This window comes from Escherichia sp. MOD1-EC6098 (assembly GCF_002965865.1).
Classification (GTDB): domain Bacteria; phylum Pseudomonadota; class Gammaproteobacteria; order Enterobacterales; family Enterobacteriaceae; genus Escherichia; species Escherichia marmotae.
The window spans coordinates 1-20,271 of sequence record NZ_PTSN01000039.1; the positions used below are offsets into that span (position 1 = coordinate 1).

At 47.3% G+C, this 20,271-nt stretch carries 10 protein-coding genes and 5 pseudogenes; 8 read left to right on the plus strand and 7 right to left on the minus strand.

The window, feature by feature from the left end; genetic code table 11:
• Positions 1–553: protein-methionine-sulfoxide reductase catalytic subunit MsrP (msrP, locus tag C0K55_RS24460; RefSeq protein ID WP_105283318.1), on the minus strand; the 553-nt coding region annotated here is incomplete at its 3' end.
• A 98-nt stretch (positions 554–651) separates the two neighbouring features.
• Positions 652–1,065 carry a hydroxyisourate hydrolase gene (hiuH, locus tag C0K55_RS24465; protein ID WP_105267089.1) on the minus strand — a complete coding sequence of 138 codons (414 nt, stop codon included), beginning with the start codon at positions 1,063–1,065 and terminating at the stop codon, positions 652–654.
• A gap of 131 nt (positions 1,066–1,196) precedes the next feature.
• Here hiuH and hprR point away from each other — a divergent pair, with 131 nt between their 5' ends.
• The 4 genes and pseudogenes from hprR (at position 1,197) to C0K55_RS24485 (ending at position 12,563) form a co-directional block, all read left to right on the plus strand.
• Positions 1,197–1,868, plus strand: a complete 672-nt coding sequence (hprR, locus tag C0K55_RS24470; protein ID WP_024188661.1) for a response regulator transcription factor HprR — start codon at positions 1,197–1,199, stop codon at positions 1,866–1,868.
• The gene (gene hprS, locus C0K55_RS24475) at positions 1,868–3,226 is read left to right on the plus strand and encodes a two-component system sensor histidine kinase HprS (RefSeq protein WP_016233088.1); all 1,359 of its coding nucleotides are present in this window, start codon (positions 1,868–1,870) and stop codon (positions 3,224–3,226) included. The genes hprR and hprS overlap by 1 nt, the downstream gene beginning before the upstream one ends.
• A gap of 108 nt (positions 3,227–3,334) precedes the next feature.
• Positions 3,335–3,588: pseudogene (locus tag C0K55_RS24480) on the plus strand (peptidase); the annotation flags it as partial.
• A 392-nt stretch (positions 3,589–3,980) separates the two neighbouring features.
• A complete protein-coding gene (locus C0K55_RS24485; protein ID WP_105266912.1) occupies positions 3,981–12,563 on the plus strand; it encodes a GH36-type glycosyl hydrolase domain-containing protein in 8,583 nt (2,860 codons plus the stop codon).
• A gap of 19 nt (positions 12,564–12,582) precedes the next feature.
• On the opposite strand, the gene C0K55_RS24490 is transcribed toward C0K55_RS24485, so the two are convergent.
• The gene (locus C0K55_RS24490) at positions 12,583–12,816 is read right to left on the minus strand and encodes a hypothetical protein (RefSeq protein WP_024193537.1); all 234 of its coding nucleotides are present in this window, start codon (positions 12,814–12,816) and stop codon (positions 12,583–12,585) included.
• Positions 12,817–13,216: 400 nt separating this feature from the next.
• Here C0K55_RS24490 and C0K55_RS26300 point away from each other — a divergent pair, with 400 nt between their 5' ends.
• Positions 13,217–13,489, plus strand: a complete 273-nt coding sequence (locus C0K55_RS26300) for a hypothetical protein (protein WP_016233085.1) — start codon at positions 13,217–13,219, stop codon at positions 13,487–13,489.
• Positions 13,490–13,652: 163 nt separating this feature from the next.
• Positions 13,653–13,907 (plus strand): annotated as a pseudogene (locus tag C0K55_RS24500) (helix-turn-helix domain-containing protein); the annotation flags it as partial.
• A 182-nt stretch (positions 13,908–14,089) separates the two neighbouring features.
• Here C0K55_RS24500 and C0K55_RS24505 read toward each other — a convergent pair.
• On the minus strand, positions 14,090–15,277 hold the full coding sequence (locus tag C0K55_RS24505; RefSeq protein ID WP_105266913.1) for an IS91 family transposase: 1,188 nt from the start codon (positions 15,275–15,277) through the stop codon (positions 14,090–14,092).
• A 3-nt stretch (positions 15,278–15,280) separates the two neighbouring features.
• On the minus strand, positions 15,281–15,688 hold the full coding sequence (locus tag C0K55_RS24510; RefSeq protein WP_207145514.1) for a transposase: 408 nt from the start codon (positions 15,686–15,688) through the stop codon (positions 15,281–15,283).
• A gap of 36 nt (positions 15,689–15,724) precedes the next feature.
• Between C0K55_RS24510 and C0K55_RS24515 the strand changes: the two are divergent.
• Both C0K55_RS24515 and C0K55_RS24520 read left to right on the plus strand, forming a co-directional pair.
• Positions 15,725–16,255: pseudogene (locus C0K55_RS24515) on the plus strand (IS66 family transposase); the annotation flags it as partial.
• A 30-nt stretch (positions 16,256–16,285) separates the two neighbouring features.
• Positions 16,286–16,639, plus strand: a pseudogene (locus tag C0K55_RS24520) (IS3-like element ISKpn37 family transposase); the annotation flags it as partial.
• A gap of 820 nt (positions 16,640–17,459) precedes the next feature.
• On the opposite strand, the gene C0K55_RS24530 reads toward C0K55_RS24520, so the two are convergent.
• Complete coding sequence (locus tag C0K55_RS24530; protein WP_236942620.1) at positions 17,460–18,998, minus strand: hypothetical protein; 1,539 nt, start codon at positions 18,996–18,998, stop codon at positions 17,460–17,462.
• 626 nt (positions 18,999–19,624) lie between these two features.
• A pseudogene (locus C0K55_RS24535) lies at positions 19,625–19,987 on the minus strand (autotransporter outer membrane beta-barrel domain-containing protein); the annotation flags it as partial.
• Between the last annotated feature and the right edge of the window lie 284 nt (positions 19,988–20,271).

The window sequence follows — 20,271 nt, forward strand, 5'->3', positions numbered from 1 at the left end:
GCATCTGTTCCGGCGCATAAATGGTTTCGAAGGCGACGTATTTCGCGTTACTGGTCGGTTCTGCCAGTGCCAGCAATTTGTGCAGCGGAAAACCAATCCACGGCACCACCATCGACCATGCTTCTACACAACGCATACGATAAATCCGTTCTTCCAGCGGGAAACGACGAGTCAGTGCATCATGATCGAGGGTTAACGGTTTAGCGACTTCACCGCTGATTTTCAACGTCCACGGATCAGTTTTCAGACTGCCGGCATTGGCCGCTGGATCGGCTTTATCCAGTCCGAACTCATAGAAGTTGTTATAGCCAGAAACTTTATCTTCCGGCGTCAGTGGCAGGTTATTTTGCCAGGCGGCAGGCTTGCTGAATTCTAATGGCTTTCCGGTTGGTGCGGATGGGCGATCGTTCCCTTTAAACCAGCTAAGCACATCCGCATGGGCGGCGTTTGGTAAAGAGAGGGCTGCAGCGCTGATACCTAATGCTTTCAGAACTTGCCGACGTTGCATAAAAAAAGCCGACTCGGCGGTAATATCAGATTCTTTTAATTTCATAATTCATCACGATTTTTTGTTATTTATCAGCAAGAGCTAACCTGTCAGGAAAAGCCTTTCCTGACAGAAGCAGAGATATGCATCTATATATTTATGAATTAACTTCCACGATAGGTTGAATATCCATATTGACTGAGCAATAAAGGCACATGATAATGTTCATTCAGTTTATTAATATGAAATTCAACGGGGATCTCAGGAAAGAAACTTTCAAGATTTTGTTGCTTGAAATAGTCCCCGGTTTTAAATATGACACGATAATCGCCCGTGGTCGCAGTTTGTTCGGGCCACAGCGCCTTAATTCGTCCATCTTTATCTGTTTTAGCGGTATTAATTTGTAACCAATCATTATCCGTTTTCTTTTCAAGAGTGACTGTCACATCGGCAGCAGGTTTTCCTGTTTGCTGGTTCAAAATATGCACGCTAAGAATGTTTTGTTGTGTGGCATAAACCAAAGACGGTAATGAGAATGCAGCCGTTGCCACCGAGAGTAGTAAATAACGCTTTAACATTTTTATATCCTTATCATGTGAATGAGCTTTGAGGATAGCGAAAAAACGTCTGGGTAACCTTACAGCAGAATTACAATTTTGTAATGAACCAGGCTGTTTCTATAATATATGATTTATGGCATATTATTTTCATGAAGATTCTACTTATTGAAGATAATCAAAGAACCCAGGAATGGGTAACGCAAGGGCTTTCAGAAGCGGGTTATGTCATTGATGCCGTTTCTGATGGCAGAGATGGGCTTTATTTTGCGCTGAAGGATGATTATGCATTGATCATTCTGGATATTATGCTTCCTGGTATGGATGGCTGGAAGATCTTACAAACGTTACGAACGGCAAAGCAAACCCCCGTTATTTGCCTTACAGCAAGGGATTCTGTCGATGACAGAGTCAGAGGGCTGGACAGTGGGGCAAATGATTATCTGGTAAAACCCTTTTCATTTTCTGAGTTGCTGGCAAGGGTTCGGGCACAATTAAGGCAACATCACGCCCTGAATTCAACATTAGAAATCAGCGGGTTAAGAATGGACTCTGTCAACCAAAGTGTAAGTAGAAACAATATCAGTATTACTCTGACGCGCAAGGAGTTTCAGTTACTTTGGCTACTGGCCTCCAGAGCTGGCGAAATTATACCCAGAACGGTTATTGCGAGTGAAATTTGGGGAATCAATTTCGATAGTGATACCAATACGGTGGATGTTGCCATTCGCAGGCTCCGCGCAAAAGTTGATGATCCTTTTCCTGAAAAACTAATCACCACAATCCGGGGGATGGGGTATTCATTCGTAGTGGTAAAAAAATAATGAAAAGATTATCTATAACCATCCGTTTAACCTTGCTTTTTATATTACTGCTGTCTGTAGCTGGCGCTGGAATTGTATGGACTCTCTATAATGGCCTGGCAAGTGAGTTGAAATGGCGCGATGATACAACGCTCATTAACCGGACAGCGCAGATCAAGCAGTTGCTAATTGATGGAGTAAATCCAGACACTTTACCAGTGTACTTTAACCGGATGATGGATGTTAGCCAGGATATCTTGATTATTCATGGTGATGGCATCAATAAAATTGTTAACCGAACAAATGTCAGTGATGACATGTTAAATAACATACCTGCGACTGAGACAATCAGCGCACCTGGCATTTACAGAAGTATTATTAATGATACAGAGATAGATGCTTTGCAAATTAATATTAATGAAATTTCGCCAGTATTAACGGTTACTGTGGCTAAATTGGCTTCAGCAAGACATAACATGCTTGAACAGTATAAAATCAATAGCATTATAATTTGCATTGTCGCCATTATATTGTGCTCGGTACTTAGCCCGCTGTTAATCAGAACGGGATTACGAGAGATCAAAAAGTTAAGTGGTGTAACTGAAGCATTGAATTATAACGATACCCGTGAACCTGTTGAGGTTAGCGCACTACCGAGTGAACTAAAACCTCTTGGACAGGCGCTGAATAAAATGCATCATGCTTTAGTAAAAGATTTTGAACGCCTTAGTCAATTTGCTGACGATCTCGCTCATGAACTTAGAACGCCAATTAATGCATTACTTGGTCAGAATCAGGTCACGCTCAGTCAAACAAGAAGTATCGCTGAATATCAAAAAACAATCGCTGGAAACATTGAAGAGCTGGAAAATATTTCGCGATTAACAGAGAATATACTTTTTCTTGCCAGAGCAGATAAAAACAATGTTTTGGTGAAACTGGATTTGCTTTCTCTCAATAAGGAAGTTGGAAATTTGTTAGACTATCTTGAATATCTCTCAGACGAGAAAGAGATTCGTTTTAAGGTCGAGTGCAATCAGCAAATCTTTGCGGATAAAATTTTACTACAACGAATGTTATCGAATCTTATTGTTAACGCTATTCGATATTCACCGGAAAAATCGCTCATTCATATAACCAGTTTTCTTGATTTCAACGGATATCTTAATATTGATATCGCCAGTCCAGGAAAGAAAATTAATGAGTCGGAAAAAATCTTCCGCAGGTTTTGGCGGGGAGATAACTCGCGTCATTCCGCAGGTCAGGGACTTGGTCTTTCTTTAGTCAAAGCGATTGCCGAATTGCATGGGGGAAGCGCCACATATCACTATATAAATGAAAATAATGTATTTCGAATCGCCTTACCACAAAAATATTAATTTATGACAACAATTTATCTTTTGGGGTTGGCATATATTCTAAATGTGAAGGCGAAAACTGTCGCTGCAGGGGGAAATCTGGCAGGATGACAGTTGGCTGCCTGCTGCATAAGCGCCGTTTATCACTGCCTGGCAGACACTTCAGGCGACGGCGGTTACGTACGACAGTTATTTACCGATTGCTGTCTGACAGTTTTTCTGTCCCTGCCACCGATTATGCTGAGCAGGAACTGGAGCGGAACAGCTATTGCATCAGCAGACCTGCAGCCACCTTCTTTCTGCGCGCCAGCGGTGAATCGATGAACCAGGCTGGCATGTACTTCCCATTGTATCTGATACTGGAGGCAGGTCACTTTCCTGAGTTTTAATGCATCAAAATAAACAGATTAAAACTTAACCGCATGTGATATGTGAAGCACTTTCATTGCAGGGGTAATGGTTATGTCTATAATCAATCACGCAATGAAATTTTTCAGTGGTGCGTCTACCGCCACCGGCTCTGTTTGTGGCTTAAAATCAGTACAAGCGTTGTCAAAATCCGGCTCAACCAAACCATGCCTTGCCCCGGATGTAAGGCTCTGTTTATCTCCCGACGCTAGTCCCAACCAAAACAGCACTCAGAGCCCATACTCTATACTTAAGTTAAATTCCGGCAGCTGCTAAATCCCTGATGCCTGACGCCCATCCTGAGAGAACGTTTCTGAACTGATTTTGCAACTGCTCCTGCGCGCTAACGTTGCATCAGAGCAATGCTATGAAAATGAACCCCAGAGCGTGGTTTAACCGCTCCCGTATCCCAATGAATGCTTCCGAATACGTAACGTTTTCGGTGAATGACCCCGCAAGCGAAAGCATTCCGCGGTCTGAACTCTTTTCGACCGTCCAGATGGAACGCTACGGCCAGAAGCTGGCGCGGACTCATAAAGTATCACCGGATAAGCATCCTTATTATCTTCTGAAACGGCTTGGCGACAATGAGGCCGTCATTACCCAAAACTGCTATGAGCTTAACGCGGGTAAAAAGACCAGTATCATGCCCGCGGGTGAATGGTTGCTGGACAATTATTATCTGATTGAGGAACAAATCCGCACAGTCCGCCAGCACTTGCCGAAAAGCTTTGGAAAAGGTCTCCCGTCGCTGGTATCGCCACTGAATTGTCCACGAATTTATCATATCGCATCAGAGGCAGTTGCTCACGGTGATGGCCGCTGGGATGCCGCGAGCCTGACCAGCTATCTCACTGCCTATCAAAAGGTGACACCGCTGACGCTGGGTGAAGTCTGGGCGTTGCCGGGAATGCTGCGCCTTGCGCTGATTGAAAATCTTCGTCGTATCAGTATGGAAGTTATAAAAGCGCAGCGGGACAGAAACCTTGCTGATACGTGGATAACAAGGATTGTCGAATGCGCAGAGAGTGCGCCTGGTGATTTAATCATGGTGGTTGCCGATATGGCGCGCTCCCGACCTCCGTTAACCAGTGCGTTTGTCGCAGAACTGGTGCGGCGCCTGCAGGGGCATGGCAACGCGCTGTCGTTACCTCTGACCTGGGTTGATCAGTGCCTTCGGGAACAGGGGATCACCACTGACGTTCTCATACATAGTTTCAATCAGCAGCTTGCCGCCAGCCAGCTGTCCGTCAGTAACAGCGTCGCGGGCCTGCGTTTATTGAGTGAAACGGACTGGGCTGATTTCGCCGAAACGATAAGCGTTGTCGAACAGGCATTACGTAATGATCCTGCTGGCATCTATCCCCGGATGCACTTCAATACCCGGGATCATTACCGGCACGTAGTTGAGGTTCTGGCCAGAGACAGCGGTCTCAGCGAGCTTGAGGTTGCTGAGAGGGTGCTTGCGCTTTCAGAGGAAAAAGCGCCCGATAAACCGGAACATCATGTTGGTTATTATCTTGCGGGCGAAGGTCGACAGGCGCTGGATATTCATCTCCTGGCAGACGCCTCAAGGCTCATACGCTTGCGGCACAGTTTCAACAGAATAACCCTGCTGTCATGGCTTGGCAGCCTGGCGTTGCTGACAACCGCAGCGACCGCAGCAATATTGCACGAAACCGCCATGCAGGGCGCAGACTGGCTATTGATCGCTGTGATATTACCTCTGATTATCGCATTAACTCAGTTAATGAGCGATTTGCTCAGTGATGCAACCACCCGTTTTCGCGTACCTCGCCCCTTGCCGGGGATGGATTTTTCAGCCGGTATTCCCGCTGACAGTGCCACCATGTTAGTCATTCCCTGCATGCTGACCAGCCACGAAAGTTTCAGCCAGCTCCTCACCAGTCTTGAAGTTTGCTGGTTGGGGAATGAAAACGAAAATCTCAGGTTCGCGCTGCTCACAGACTTCGCTGATTCTGAAAATGAACCCTCGCCGGAAAGTCACGCGCTGCTCAGAAAGGCTATCGCCGATACGCAGGCGCTTAATCGCCGCTACCCCTCCGGCCGACCACGTTTTTATCTGTTACATCGTCAGCCTGAATGGAACCCCTCGGAAGGTGCGTGGATGGGCTATGAACGCAAGCGGGGAAAACTGGCGTTATTGAACAGCTGGTTGCGACATCCCGGAATGCAATTCGTCAGCGTTGCAGACATGCCTGCCCATCTTTTACCGGGCCACATAAAATACGTCATTACCCTGGACAGCGATACGGTGCTACCGCGCGATACGGCACACAAACTCGTCGCGACGATGGCGCATCCGCTGAATACGCCTGAGTATGATCCGGTACGCCAGAGGGTTGTCAAAGGATTCGGTATTTTACAGCCCGGTCTTGCGGAGGAGATACCACGCAACGGTCAGGGGCGTTACGCAGCCCTGCGCAGCAGCGTACCGGGCAATAACCCTTATTCGATGATGTCTTCGGATATCTATCAGGATCTCTTTGGGGAAGGCTCGTTTGTGGGTAAAGGGATTTACGATGTTGATATTTTTATGCAGGCCACTACCAACATCTGCCCGGAAAATCTGGTACTCAGCCACGATCTGCTTGAAGGATGCTATGCACGTTCGGGTCTGCTGAGCGAGGTGTTACTGTACGAACAGTACCCTAATTATTATCTGTCGGATGTTGCACGACGTTCACGCTGGATCCGGGGTGACTGGCAACTGCTTAACTGGCTAAAACCACGCGTAAGAAAAGCCGATGGAACCCGGGTCAGGAATCCGCTGACCGCGCTTTCTTACTGGAAATTACTCGATAATCTACGTCGCAGTCTGGTCGCCCCCTCCTTACTGGTATTGCTGTTCTTCACTCTGCTTTGGGTACCCAATCCGTTTTACTGGCTGGGCATACTGTTGCTGATATGGCTGTTGCCAACCATCCTCTGCATTAGCCATGACCTTCTGCATAAACCTCTGCGTCGCCGCGTGAAACCGCATCTGTTACTGGTGGGGGCGGGCGCGATAAAGCGTCTGTCAGGTATCAGCCTTAATTTTGCGATACTGCCGCACGAAGCCGGATATTCGTTGAAAGCGATCGCCGTGACGCTATGGCGACTGGGGATAAGCAGGCGCCACCTCAGCCAGTGGGTCAGCCACAGCCAGGACAGCAGTCAGGCCAGATCCACCGTTGCACGTTTTTATCAGGCGATGTGGCTGAACGTTGCCAGTGGCGTGTCGCTGACAATACTGACCGGACAATTTGCCCCCCAACTGCTGTGGATTGCGTTACCGATCGGTTTGGTATGGTGTGTGGCCCCGCTGCTGCTGAGCTGGCTGAGTCACCAGCCCGTGCGTAAGGTTTTTTCGCCAACTCAGGAACAAAAACAGCTGTTACGCCAGACAAGCCGTGAAATCTGGGCTTTTTTTGAAACATTTGCCACAGCAAAAGAGAACTGGCTTCCGCCTGATAATTATCAGGAAATACCACAACCGACGGTGGCACACCGAACTTCTCCTACCAATATTGGCCTTTCACTTATGGCTAACCTGACGGCATGGGACTTTGGCTACCTTCCTGGCGGAGAGGTGCTCCGGCGCGTGTCGCTCACACTCGACACGCTGGATAAATTGGAGCACTACCGGGGTCATCTCTACAACTGGTATGACACCCGTACGCTGGTTCCCCTCAGTCCACGCTATATCTCCAGCGTCGACAGCGGCAACATGGCCGGGCATTTGTTGACCCTGCGTGCAGGCCTGTCTGCCATGCGTCATCAGCCTGTTTTAAGCAGCCAACAGATACTGGCAGGACTGAACGATACGCTGGATATTCTGGAAAAACAGTGGGGTAAGAACCCACCTGACAGCCTGAGACTGCTGCGTAAGCATTGCCTGAATGCGGTGTCGCTCTCTCCGCAGGCGTTTATCAGCGAACTGAAAAGCATGCGCACCCAGTGCAACCATCTGACCAGCGCATGTCATCAGGGAGCTTCTCTTCAGATGCGCTGGGCTGGACATCTGGAGCATCAACTGGTTCAGCTTTGCCATGAGTGGTCTCTGTTGCTTGGCTGGTTACCTGTATCCTGGAATGAACAGACGCTGCCGACGCTGAGCGAGCTTGCCCGTCTGACATTAACCGATACAGAAACGCCTCCGGCGTCAGTGGCGGAGCAGGCCCGAATGCGACTCAATATTATCACCGAGCTGGAACAGCGCTTGGATGAGCATGCCCGGATGGATTTCGCCTTTCTGTACAGTGAAGCAACCAGTCTGCTCAGCGTCGGTTATAACTGTGACACGAATACGCCTGACAAGAGCCACTACGATCTCCTGCCGTCTGAAATCCGCCTGACCAGTTTTCTTGCCATTGCGACTAATCAGTTGCCTCTTAAAAGCTGGTACGCGCTGGGTCGATTGTTTACCACGATTGATAATGAAACTGCCCTGATGTCATGGAGCGGATCCATGTTTGAATATCTGATGCCGAATCTGGTGATGCCCACCTGGCCCGGCAGCCTGCTCGATGAAATGAGTCAGTCGGCGGTTATGCGCCAGATTCACTGGGGGAAAGAACGCGGGGTACCATGGGGTGTTTCAGAGTCTGGCTATCATGCTTTTGATGTTCAGCATAATTATCAGTATCAGGCATTTGGCGTACCGGGGCTCGGTCTGCGCAGGGGACTTGCCGATGACATGGTTGTTGCTCCTTACGCCACGCTGCTGGCGCTGATGGTTTCCCCACAGAGAGCCTGTGAGAACCTGTTCAGGATGCAAAAAAATGGTGCACGCGGAGAATACGGTTTTTATGAAGCGCTGGACTATACCCCCTCACGTCTTGCAACCGGTCAGCTCTATGCGGTGGTACAGTCCTGGATGGCGCATCATCAGGGTATGGCATTTCAGGCGTTGGCTCATGTACTGCTTGACGCTCCCATGACTGAACGCTTTATGTCCAGCACGGTATTCCGGTCAGCGAGTCTGCTGTTACAGGAGCGCGTGCCGGATGCGGTCGATCTGTACAGTCCGCGCCGTCATTTTGAATCTCATGAGGGCAGGGTCAAACCCGTTCGCTATGAACCCCGTATTTTCTATAGCGTGGATACCCCCGCCCCGGATATTCAACTCCTGTCCAACGGCCATTATCATCTGATGTTGACCGCGGGCGGCGGTGGTTACAGTCGCTGGAATGATATCGCACTGACGCGCTGGCGCAGTGATGCCACCCGTGATAACTGGGGAGCATTCTGCTACATCCGCGATACCCAGACGGGAGATGTGTGGAGCAATACCTGGCAACCAACAGGCTACACCAGCGGACAAGACGAGGAAGTGTTGTTCATCGATGCGGGGGCAGAATTCAGACGCAGCTTCGGGGGACTCAGCCTCAAAACTCAGGTGGTGATCTCTCCGGAGGATGATGTTGAATTGCGACGGCTCACGCTGATCCATCGTGGTCGCAAGCCTCGCTCTCTGGAGCTGACAACCTATGCTGAAGTGGTACTGGCACCTGATGCCAGCGATCTGGCACACCCGGCATTCAGCAATTTGTTTATTCAGACTGAGCTGGCTCCTGAGCGTGACGCTATTCTTTGCCACCGGCGCCCGTGCTCACCGGATGAACCGGCTCCTTGCCTGTTTCACATGATGGTGGTGCACGGCGATAACCGACATAACGTGTCGTTTGAAACGGACAGGGCAAGGTTTATTGGACGTGGCAGAAACCCTGCGAATGCACAGGCAATAGAGGCGGGAGGGATGCTAGGCAACACGTCGGGCTCGGTGCTGGATCCGATACTGGCAATTCGCAACGCCATCATTCTGCAGCCGGGGCAGCCGATTACGATTGATATCATTTATGGCATCAGCGAGACCCGTCAGCAGAGCCTGGCGTTGCTGGAGAAATATCGCGATTACCCTATCGCCGATCGCGTCTTTGAACTGGCCTGGTCTCACAGTCTGGTGGTATTGCGCCAGATGAACGCCAGTGAAGATGATGCCACGTTGTTCAATAGTCTCGCCAGCGCTGTGCTTTACCCTGTCCAGGAGCTGCGCGCCGAAGGCCAGGCGATCGTCCGCAACCGGCGTGGCCAGTCCGGACTGTGGGGCTGGGCAATTTCAGGGGATCTGCCGATAGTGCTGCTGAGTATAACCAGCGAGGAAAGTATCACCTCAGTGACCACACTGATTCAGGCACACCGTTACTGGAGGCAGAAAGGGCTGGATGTTGATTTGGTTATCCTGAATAACAGTCCCGGCGGCTACCAGCAGGGATTACAAAATCAGATTATGGAGTTAATTTATGCCGGGTCTGAAGCCAGTCTGCTGGATAAAAAGGGTGGGCTTTTTGTCCGCAACGGTGAGCATCTCTCCGCTGAGGATAAGTTGCTTTTGATGAGCGTGGCCTGTCTTTATCTTGATGATCGCGCAGGGGGGATTAATGAGCAGCTTAACCAGCGTATTCATACCCTGAAATCGCCGGCAAGGGCATTCATTCCGCGTGCTGTGCGCGAGCGTAATCAACATACGGACTGGAGCCCTGATACCAGTCAGCTATGCCATTTCAATGGGTACGGTGGATTTTCTCAGGATGGGCGGGAGTATCAGATCGTCCTTCGGGAAAATGCGCTTACACCGGCTCCCTGGTCGAACATACTGGCAAATTCCCGTTTTGGCAGCGTGATTTCAGAGGCAGGGCAGGCCTATACCTGGTATGAGAATGCCCATGAATACCGGTTGACGCCGTGGGAGAACGATCCGGTGAGCGATTGCAGCGGCGAGGCATTTTACCTGCGCGATGAAGAGAGCGGGGAGTGCTGGTCGCCGACGGCTTTACCTGTTCGCGGACACGGTGATTACCTGACCCGCCATGGTTTTGGCTACAGCGTTTTTGCCCATCGTGAGAGTGGTATAGACAGCGAGTTGACGGTCCTGGTTGCTGAAGAAGAGCCAGTTAAACTGGTGCTCCTGACGCTCAGTAACTCTTCGGGGCGGACACGTCAACTATCCGTCACAGGCTATGTAGAGTGGACGCTCGGAGAAACACGAACGCGCTCAGCCCCTCACATTGTGACACATGTGGCCAGAACGCCCGGCGGCTGCGGGGTGCTTGCGAATAACTTTTATGGTGATAATGGTGGCGGCCGAACTGCATTTTTTGCCGTCAGCGGTAATGGCTGTTCTCTGACAGGGGACCGCCGGGAGTTTATTGGCCGTAATGGTTCCCTTCACGCCCCGTCGGCCATGAAACTGCAAAAGCTTTCTGGTAAGACGGGGGCCGGTCTGGATCCCTGCGGAGCGGTGCAATCGGCGGTTACATTAATTGACGGGGACCAGAGGACGTTTATTTTTATCCTCGGCGCAGAGGAGAATGATGTTTGTGCACAGGAGACGCTGGCCCGCTACATGAATGAGGATACGGTCCGCCAGGAGCTGAACCGGATTCATAATCACTGGCACAATGTGCTCGATAAAATCGTAGTTAATACCCCCGACACGTCCGTAAATTTACTGGTTAACGGCTGGCTGTTGTATCAGACGGTAGCCTGTCGTCTTATGGCACGGAGTGGTTACTATCAGTCTGGCGGTGCATTTGGTTTTCGCGATCAGCTGCAGGATACGCTGGCACTGAACCACGCTGCTCCAGACCGGATGCGTGAACAGATAATACTCTGTGCATCACGGCAGTTTATCGAGGGGGATGTGCAGCACTGGTGGCACCCTCCACACGGCAACGGTGTGCGTACCCGCTGTTCCGATGACTATCTTTGGCTTCCGCTTGCTGTTTGCCACTATGTTGAAACGACGGGGGATATGGATGCACTGGAAATACGCATTCCTTATCTGGAGGGATGCCCGCTTCAGCCTGGTGAAGAGTCTGTCTATGACACGCCGGTCATCAGCGGCACCGAAGAGACACTCTGGTTACACTGCGTCAAAGCTATTCACTATGGACTTCGCTTCGGGGAGCATGGCCTGCCGCTGATGGGGGCTGGTGACTGGAATGACGGGATGAACCGGGTGGGTATCGAAGGCAAAGGTGAAAGCGTCTGGCTGGGCTTCTTCCTGTACGACATTTTGCAGCGGTTTGCAGCGCTGGCGGATCGCAGGCTGGATGAAAGCGTCGCCGCGATGTGCCGTTCACAGGCTCTGCGCCTGCAAAGTAATCTCGAAGCCCACGCCTGGGATGGGGAATGGTACCGGCGTGGGTATTTTGACGATGGTACTCCCCTGGGATCGAAAACCTCACAGGACTGCCGGATTGATGCGATTGCGCAGAGCTGGTCTGTATTGTCCGGCGCTGCGAGCCCGGGGCGGTGCGCAAAGGCCATGCAGGCGCTGGATAAGCACCTTGTGGATAACGAAGGAGGGCTGATCAAACTGTTAACGCCTCCTTTTGACGGACACGGTCCAAATCCGGGCTACATACAGGGGTACCTGCCCGGTGTGCGGGAAAATGGAGGGCAGTATACGCATGGCGCCATCTGGGCAGTGATGGCCTTTGCCCGAATGGGGAATGCCGAACGAGCCTGGCAACTCTGGTCAATGCTCAACCCTGTAAATCATACCCTGAATGCGGGTCTGGTCGGGATTTATAAAGCTGAGCCTTATGTTATGAGCGCTGATGTCTACAGCGTCGCTCCCCATACCGGACGTGCAGGGTGGAGCTGGTATACCGGTTCCGCAGGCTGGGCCTGGCGTTTACTTACCGAGGAATTACTGGGGATAAAACGTTCCGGCACTGACTTTAGTGTTCATGCCCGGTTTCCGGATGAGTGGTCGTCTTTTTCTATGGCATATCAATATGGTGACAGCCATTATCAGATTAGTGTTTCACGTGGCGATGCAGAATATTGCGTGACGCTGGATGGTGTTCTCCTCCCTGATGACAGAATACCGCTGAAGGATGATGGACAAAACCATACGGTTGAGATCATTCAGAACTGACACTGATCCCGGAAGTGCATTAACGTCTGCCGTTAATACGCTGATTATCCCTGAGAACATCAATCGCAGTCTGCATGGCGATTTTGTCATCCCGCCTTTTTTGTTTGTCCTGCATGACCTGAAGGTATTCCAGCAAGGTGCGGGTATTAATCGGTCGGCCCTGTTTACCCACAGCCAGCACGGCTTCGCCAAGAATAATTTTCACTGGCGGTAGTTGTGCCGGATACCAGTCGAGGGTGTCATCTGATTTCATCATAAATTTCTAACGGAAGGGTAGTGTATCATAAATCAGACGTTTAATTTTCAATATCTCTTCTTCTGGTTCAGTAATAAATTAACAGAACTTAAACCAGTTATTATTATATTAAAGCGTATAATAATTATTGTATTCCTCAGAGAGCTTTAATTATGTCTTACACAAAAGGACTCAGGCACTTTAAAGAAAGACCTGTTCATGTTGCCTGCCTAGTATGCGCACACAGAGCTGATCAGAAAGCAGGTAAATTAAGAAAAGATGTGCCCTGCCTGCGGACTGTTGTTCAGATCTTCAGAATGCTGGTGTATCGGCAGCTGATCAGCTTCTGCCACTTAACGTAAGTGATGTCGGGAAATGACAACATTTCTCCTGTACTGCAGTTGTCGAGGGTATGATAATGAAATCTAAAAAGTCAGTTTTTATTGAAGGACATATCCTGTCGAACAGCTGTCATGGGCAGGCCGGTCAGCCTTTCTGTATCCACAGGGTCGGTTTTAGTAATGGCAAATATGCAATTATCCGGGAAGCATTAGGCATATGTTTCAAACCTGGCGAAATTATTCAACGAAACGATTGTGAGTGGTTTTATAAACTTACCAAAATTCGGCTTCTTTCTTTTGAGTACCTTGATGATGATGAATCAAGAAGACAATTTCTTGAATATCAATGAGAAGCACTTGATTTTTTGCAGCATAACTTTGCTGGTTTACATTCATTTCTGACTCTCCAAATCGTTTACTCGGTGCGCCGTAAAGCCCCGTCCTTCTGGTCAGGGATATAAGGCGCGGTTTTCCTCCTAACTTTCTTTTGTTTAAAATAGCGGGATGAAATGACTACAGGCACTCAAATGCCGGTTAAGAGCAGATGGTCAACAGGAACGTGAAATGAGGTGCTTCGCGGGCGCGTGTCGTTTCGTTTTCAATCGTGCTCTGGCACGTCAGAATGAGAATCATGAGGCCGGAAATAAATATATTGCCTACACGAAAATGACCTCGTGGCTGGTTGAGTGGAAAAATGCCCATGAAACACAATGGATTAAAGATTCTCCCTCACCGCCATTGCAACAGTCACTGAAAGACCTTGATCGATAGGAATTTAAACCCTAAAAAGATTAAAAAAACACCCAAAAACGGATGTTTATTCAACACTGCCTGCGTGCCATGAGTGCACCGCCGTCAATTAAATGGACTGCATTGATTGATACCGGGTATCAGTGATGGTTTTTTGCTCCATTTCCCGGACAATGGATGCAACTTCCCCGATGCGGCTCTCAGCCGCACCACGGCATCCTGGCCAGTGGCTCATGCATCATAACCAGCTCTGCCAGACGGTATCCCCGCTTCAGCCCCGTAAAACGCATCTGACTTCCGCACAGCACGCATTTCAGCGGGTCAACCTTCAGTAACCGCTGATACATCCCCCTCCATGTTATTTGCCTTGCCGTTTTTCTCACTGTCTCCGTTATGGTGTATACCACCTCTTCCAGTAAGCGCCGCTTCACCGGACTCAGGAACCCGTAGTACCTCACCATACGGAACCCCTTATCTGCCACATGCCACGAGAACCTTTCCATAAACTCATCACCGCTCATCACAAGGTACTCTTCCCGCCGTGTGCGGTGGCTGTTATAACGCAGACCGATTTCATCCTGACCGGCATAATGCTCCAGACGACTCATCGGCACCTGTGGCTTTTTCAGGTAAGAGCCGAAGTACACCGCCACATGTGTGGCGTTATCCATCACCCGGGATACGTTGACATTCCAGCCACGGCGGTAATGCGTGTCCAGGAAGCGATTCCAGTCCCGTTTACTGCTTCCTTCTGCTGCCAGCGCATCCGGTATCACCAGGTCCGGATATTTCCGTGACAGCAACCGCGTTATCCGGTAACGCCACATGCTCATCACCTTACGGGCGTAAAAATGAAGGTTTTTCCAGGTATGACCTGACGTCACACCACCGGCAGTGGTCGACAGATGAATATGTGGATGCCATTGCTGGTCACGGCCCCATGTGTGGATTACCGTGAATACCCCCGGTCCCACATCCGCCTGGCGGCAGATTTCCAGTATCACATCCGCTGCAATACGGCTCATCTCTGCCAGTAACCACCGGTTGTGGAACACCAGGGACCAGAACTGGCAGGGAAGAGTGAACACAATATGCTGCCACGGGCAATCGGGGACCAGACTCAGCAGATACTGTATCCACTGTGCGCCAGCCTTCACTCCGCAGTGCGGGCAGGAGCGGCTTTTACACCGGAAGCAGACCTTTTTTGTGTGGCAACAGTCCGGTGATGAACAGCACCACTGTGTGTAACCCATCAGCGTGGTCCCGCAGGCCATGATTTTTGTCACTGACTCAATCACCACCGGACGCACTGAATCTTCCGGCTGCTTCTCCAGCCAGTTAAGCCAGCGGTTTCCCTGCTGGAAAATATCGGCAAAACGGGGAAGCATGAATTACGCAGGGGGAGGATGTGAGGTGCCGCACTGCGGACAGATAAAGGGATGTATCGTGCACACGGACAGAAAATTTTTCCAGGACATGGGGAGCATGGTGACATTACCGTCGGGCTCACCAACTATCCATACAGTTGTTTCATAATTGCCGGTGGCATCTTCTTCAAACAGGTATGGAATATCTTTCTCCATACAGTAATCGGCAGCGCTGGCGAAGTCGGGAAAAAACAGCCCGGCTTCATTATCTGTTCCTCCGGCGCAGGGGACCACCCGCCATCGCAACAGGGGGGGGGCTGAGCGGGAAGATTGTCTGCTGGATTTTTGTTTGCGAGGTTTAGCTGAACGGGCTATATAACCACCTGAAAGACAATGATATTGTCTGTTTTTATAACGGTAATTACAGGCCATGACAAGCCGCAGCCGCCAGGCTGCCTACTCGGGGGAAAAATCCACGATGTGCATGCAAGAGCGCCAACCGACGTCACCACGGAAGCCCTGCAGCGTGTCAGTGAACTGTATGCCATCGAGGTTGCGGTCCGGGGCTGTTCAGCAGAACAGCGTCTGGCGGCAAGAAAAGCCAGAGCTGCGCCACTGATGCAGTCACTGTACGACTGGATACAGACTCAGATGAAAACACTGGCGCGTCACTCGGATACGGCAAAAGCGTTTGCATACCTGCTGCAGTAGCGGGATGCTCGGAACGTGTACTGCAGTAATGGTTGGGTGGAAATCGACAACAACATTGCAGAGATCGACTTACGGGGAGTGGCCATAGGCCGGAAGAACTAGCTCTTCGCGGGTTCCGACAGTGGTGGCGAACATGCGGCGGTGCTGTACTCGCTGATCGGCACATGCCGTCTGAATAATGTGGAGCTGGAAAAATGGCTGCGTTACGGCATTGAACATATCCAGGACTGGTCGGCAAACCTGGTACGCGATCTGTTACCCTGGAAAGTTGATCTGATCGCTCAGTAAATATCAATACTGTTCTGGTGAGCCGTTTACTTGCATAGTGCTCAGGAAACACAACCGCGTGATGGCCACCTGATGTTGCATTCAGATCAAGGTGTTCAATATAAAAGCAATAAATACAAAATTTTACTCTGCCGTTATGAGGCGATGCAAAGTATGAGTCGCAGAGGGAATTACCTAGATAATTCGCCGATGGGAAGAGTCTTTCGCAGATTTAAAAGTAAATGGCTTGTGAAGGGTGGTTATGGTGATTTTAGGCATGCAGTACGCGATATAAAGCAGTAGATAAATTGTTATTACAACGTTTATCGACATCATACAAACAATGGTGGTTTATCGCCTTGCTTACATGAAGAAAAGTGGAAACAGGTTATTCCAGTGTCCTGATTTTGTGAACCACTACAAACAACCCTGAATATATGTAATAGCAAAGTTGTTATGTACTCTCTTGACTAAGTTAAGATGTCTGTCATGTAGCTTTACCATTGTGATATTATTATGAACACTCATGCAAAGGAGTTTTTCATTTTGGGTGACGTAAATCGACTTAAAAAACTTCAGGATAGTGTCAAGCGACACATGAGAAAATAAGTGACCATATGTCGCTTGACTACCTTCAATCAGTAAAGATGCTCTCTTTGCGTTACTGAGAGCAAAGGTCTATTGATATGGCTAAAATTCATAGGAGAAAGCCTGGCAATAATAATTCTCCGTAGTTCTTTCCCTATATAATCTCAACACATTCCGCAAGCGCTATATCAACTTTTGGCAGACGCTCATTTGTGATGTCTAACTGTTCAAAGAAACATTTTCTTGCTTATGGTTAAAACTGATCCCGGGAGCACCATAAATGGCAATAACAAATGTTATTCGTTATTAATAATAATAGATGGTCTCCCATGTGTCATTTTATTTTAGAGTAGCAGTTATGTGAAATTTCTTTTTATCTTTATAGTCATATCTATTATCATTTTTAAATTTTGTAAATATAGCAATTTTTGTTTGAAAAACATATTCATCAATGATGTATAAAGTATAAAAAGCATGATGTCGACAATAATTTTATCACCAGTCTCTCCAACAAAAATACCATCTATGCTACCTCCATTAACGATACAAATAGCCGAATACGATAGGCATAAAATTGATATAATTGCTGTTTTCCCGCCTCCCCATAAGAAACATTTTGATTTTATTTTGGGAATTCTTACCTGTATACATTTCCGCTCATTGTGACTTTAGCAGCCTCTCCTCCACCAAGAGACAGAGAATCAGCAGACAGCACTGCATTAGTGACTGTCACATCTACCGAAGCAGAACTTCCCTGGGCCACTGACATCTCGCCGCTCACATTTACTGACGAATGATCATTTAATGTCAGGTTTGTTTGGGTTGTATTTCCCTGCCCGATAAATACCTTACCACTGGCAGTCAGTGCCGAATTATTCAGCTCCAGCTGGGTCTTCGCAGACTCACCCTCTCCGATATAACCACTACCGATATCTATCTTCGAACCAGTGTAATTCAGCGTCGCTGATGCATTATTACCTTTTGCAACAGTGAAGGTATTTTTACTGCTGACAGAAGCTCCTGCACCTGTCATTTTGACATCAGCATTATCTCCCTCACCAACTGATAGCGAACCAGTATTTAACTGCGAAGAAGATATATTTATATTAGCCTGTGTACCTTTACCTTTAGCCAAAGTCATATCACTGCTGCTTGTTACAACAGAACCGTTCTGAATATTAAATTTAGTTATGGAGCCATCTCCACTTCCGATGGTAGAGACTCCATTCACTGACAGTTTTGAGGCATCTAATTCTAGATTAGCATTGGAATTATTTCCAGTAGCTACAGTAAAATTCCCATCTGAAGATATAGTGCTTCCACTAGACGCGCTTACAGTAATATTTGATTCGCTCCCAATACCCACAGCAATATTCTTATCAACATGCAGGTTGGAACTATTATCCATATTTAAATTTAACTTGCCTGCAGCAGAAATTCCTCCTTTCATGTCCCCATGAACTAAGAAATCACTTCCATTTTTTATATTTATCTCCGAAGGTTTTTCATTAGGAATGCCATCTACCCCCGTAGATACAACCACATCATTTTTTACATCTAGTTTTGATTTGTTATTTATGTCAATAATGCCATTGCCTGTTTTACCCAAGACTAAATCCCCGGAGGAAACTGTCCCATCTGTTATATTATTTCCTTGAGAAATAATTTGTTGGTTCCACTTCACCTGACTATCTTTAAATGGGGTGTCAGCTTGAGATGACACGACAAAAACATTGCTTCCATTGTTAATACTCAATGAACCATTACTGTCATCACTGACATTACTGGTTTTGTCGTTATCATTCTCAGAGACCCATAACTGCTGTGTATACAGAGTGCTACCACCATCTATATTTAATTCCCCTTTTGAGGAATCACCTACAATAGTAACGCTTGCACCAACACTTGCTGATTTATCAATATTTGCAGATGCATTTAACCCACCTGCAGGGCAGGTGCTAGATTGACTATTACAAGTAGCCACCGAAAAATAATCTTTAATATTGACGGTGCCATTAATATTAACATTCGCATCTTGCTTAATCCCTATATTTAATGATCCTGAGATATCCTTATTGCTAATGATACTGCTGCCGTCAATATTTTCAGCGTATGCTAAGCGAGATCCCAAAAAGAAACACATGATATATCTATTGATCTTTTTAAGTTCTTTCATAATAGATAAAATAAAAAGCTAGAATAAAATTAAATTCGAGAAAATAGATAATTATTTCTTTTACAGAATACCCTCAACATTACGAAAATCAGAATATTCTTTTCAACTTAAGCACAAAACATCAAGTACTTGTATAATGCTTTGTATTTTATGATAAAAAAATGTTAACTTCCGTGCAAACTCCTAAAGAAGTGCTCTCTTTTTCTATGGCTAGGCTTATCTGGATTTGTTCGTAAACTTGATGATTTTTCTTTATATTAAAATTATCAACATAAACAATGTTAACAATAAGAACCAGGACAAGTTGCGTAGTGGCGTTTCTTACTACAGATTCAACTTAAAGAAGAGTATGTTCTTTAAGGAACAGATAGTTACCATATACAATAAATTGATATTCTGAGAGCAATTGCTTCAGGTCAAACACTTTAATTTCTTTATGTGTATTGAAGATGACACAAATAGCTAAAAAATTATATTTTATAATTCTTCTATTTGCATTTACTTTTTGTTGCTATTCTTAATACTGTCACATCAGTAAGCAGCATGGAATTATCAGCTATTTAATTTATGATTAAACTCGATTCAAAACAAATCAAATATATTTTTAATTTACAGAGAAGTCACACTCAGAATATATACTCTGCACCTGGCATAGCTAATGTATTGTTATAACCTTTATTACCAACCTGGACTCCTACATTTCCCCACAAATACAGTCCATTAATTAACGGTCCTTAAATATCAGTTTTCACTTCTCCAATATTACGGATGCCATCCTGATACACCGGTATTACGTTCATACGAACACCAAAATCATGGGTATTATGCAACCAACTCACCTCAACAAATGGGCTGAAATTATGGAATTTACCACTGTCCAATTTGATGTGCCCTTTGAGCCAGTTTTTCACGCCCAGACGGGTATGGACATTACCGTCTCCGATGCTTTCAATAAGAGTACCGTTACTTTCATAGAGTTCATCAGCTTTGAATAAAATATAATCCCGACATTAAATAACATCAGTGCTTTGATATTGGGGCCTGCTAACCCTCTCTTGATATCAGTTGAGTGCAGGAAACGCCAGTTCAGAGGAGGCAGGACTTAGGAAAAATAAGAGAGTGGCAATCATGAGTCAGGTTCATGTACATGCAGTTATGAAAAGAGGATATCAGGCAATGAATAAGGCACTAATATAATAAATCTCATATCTAAGATATGATACATTTTAGTTACATATATTTTCTTATTTTATGCGAAAAATATTATATGAAA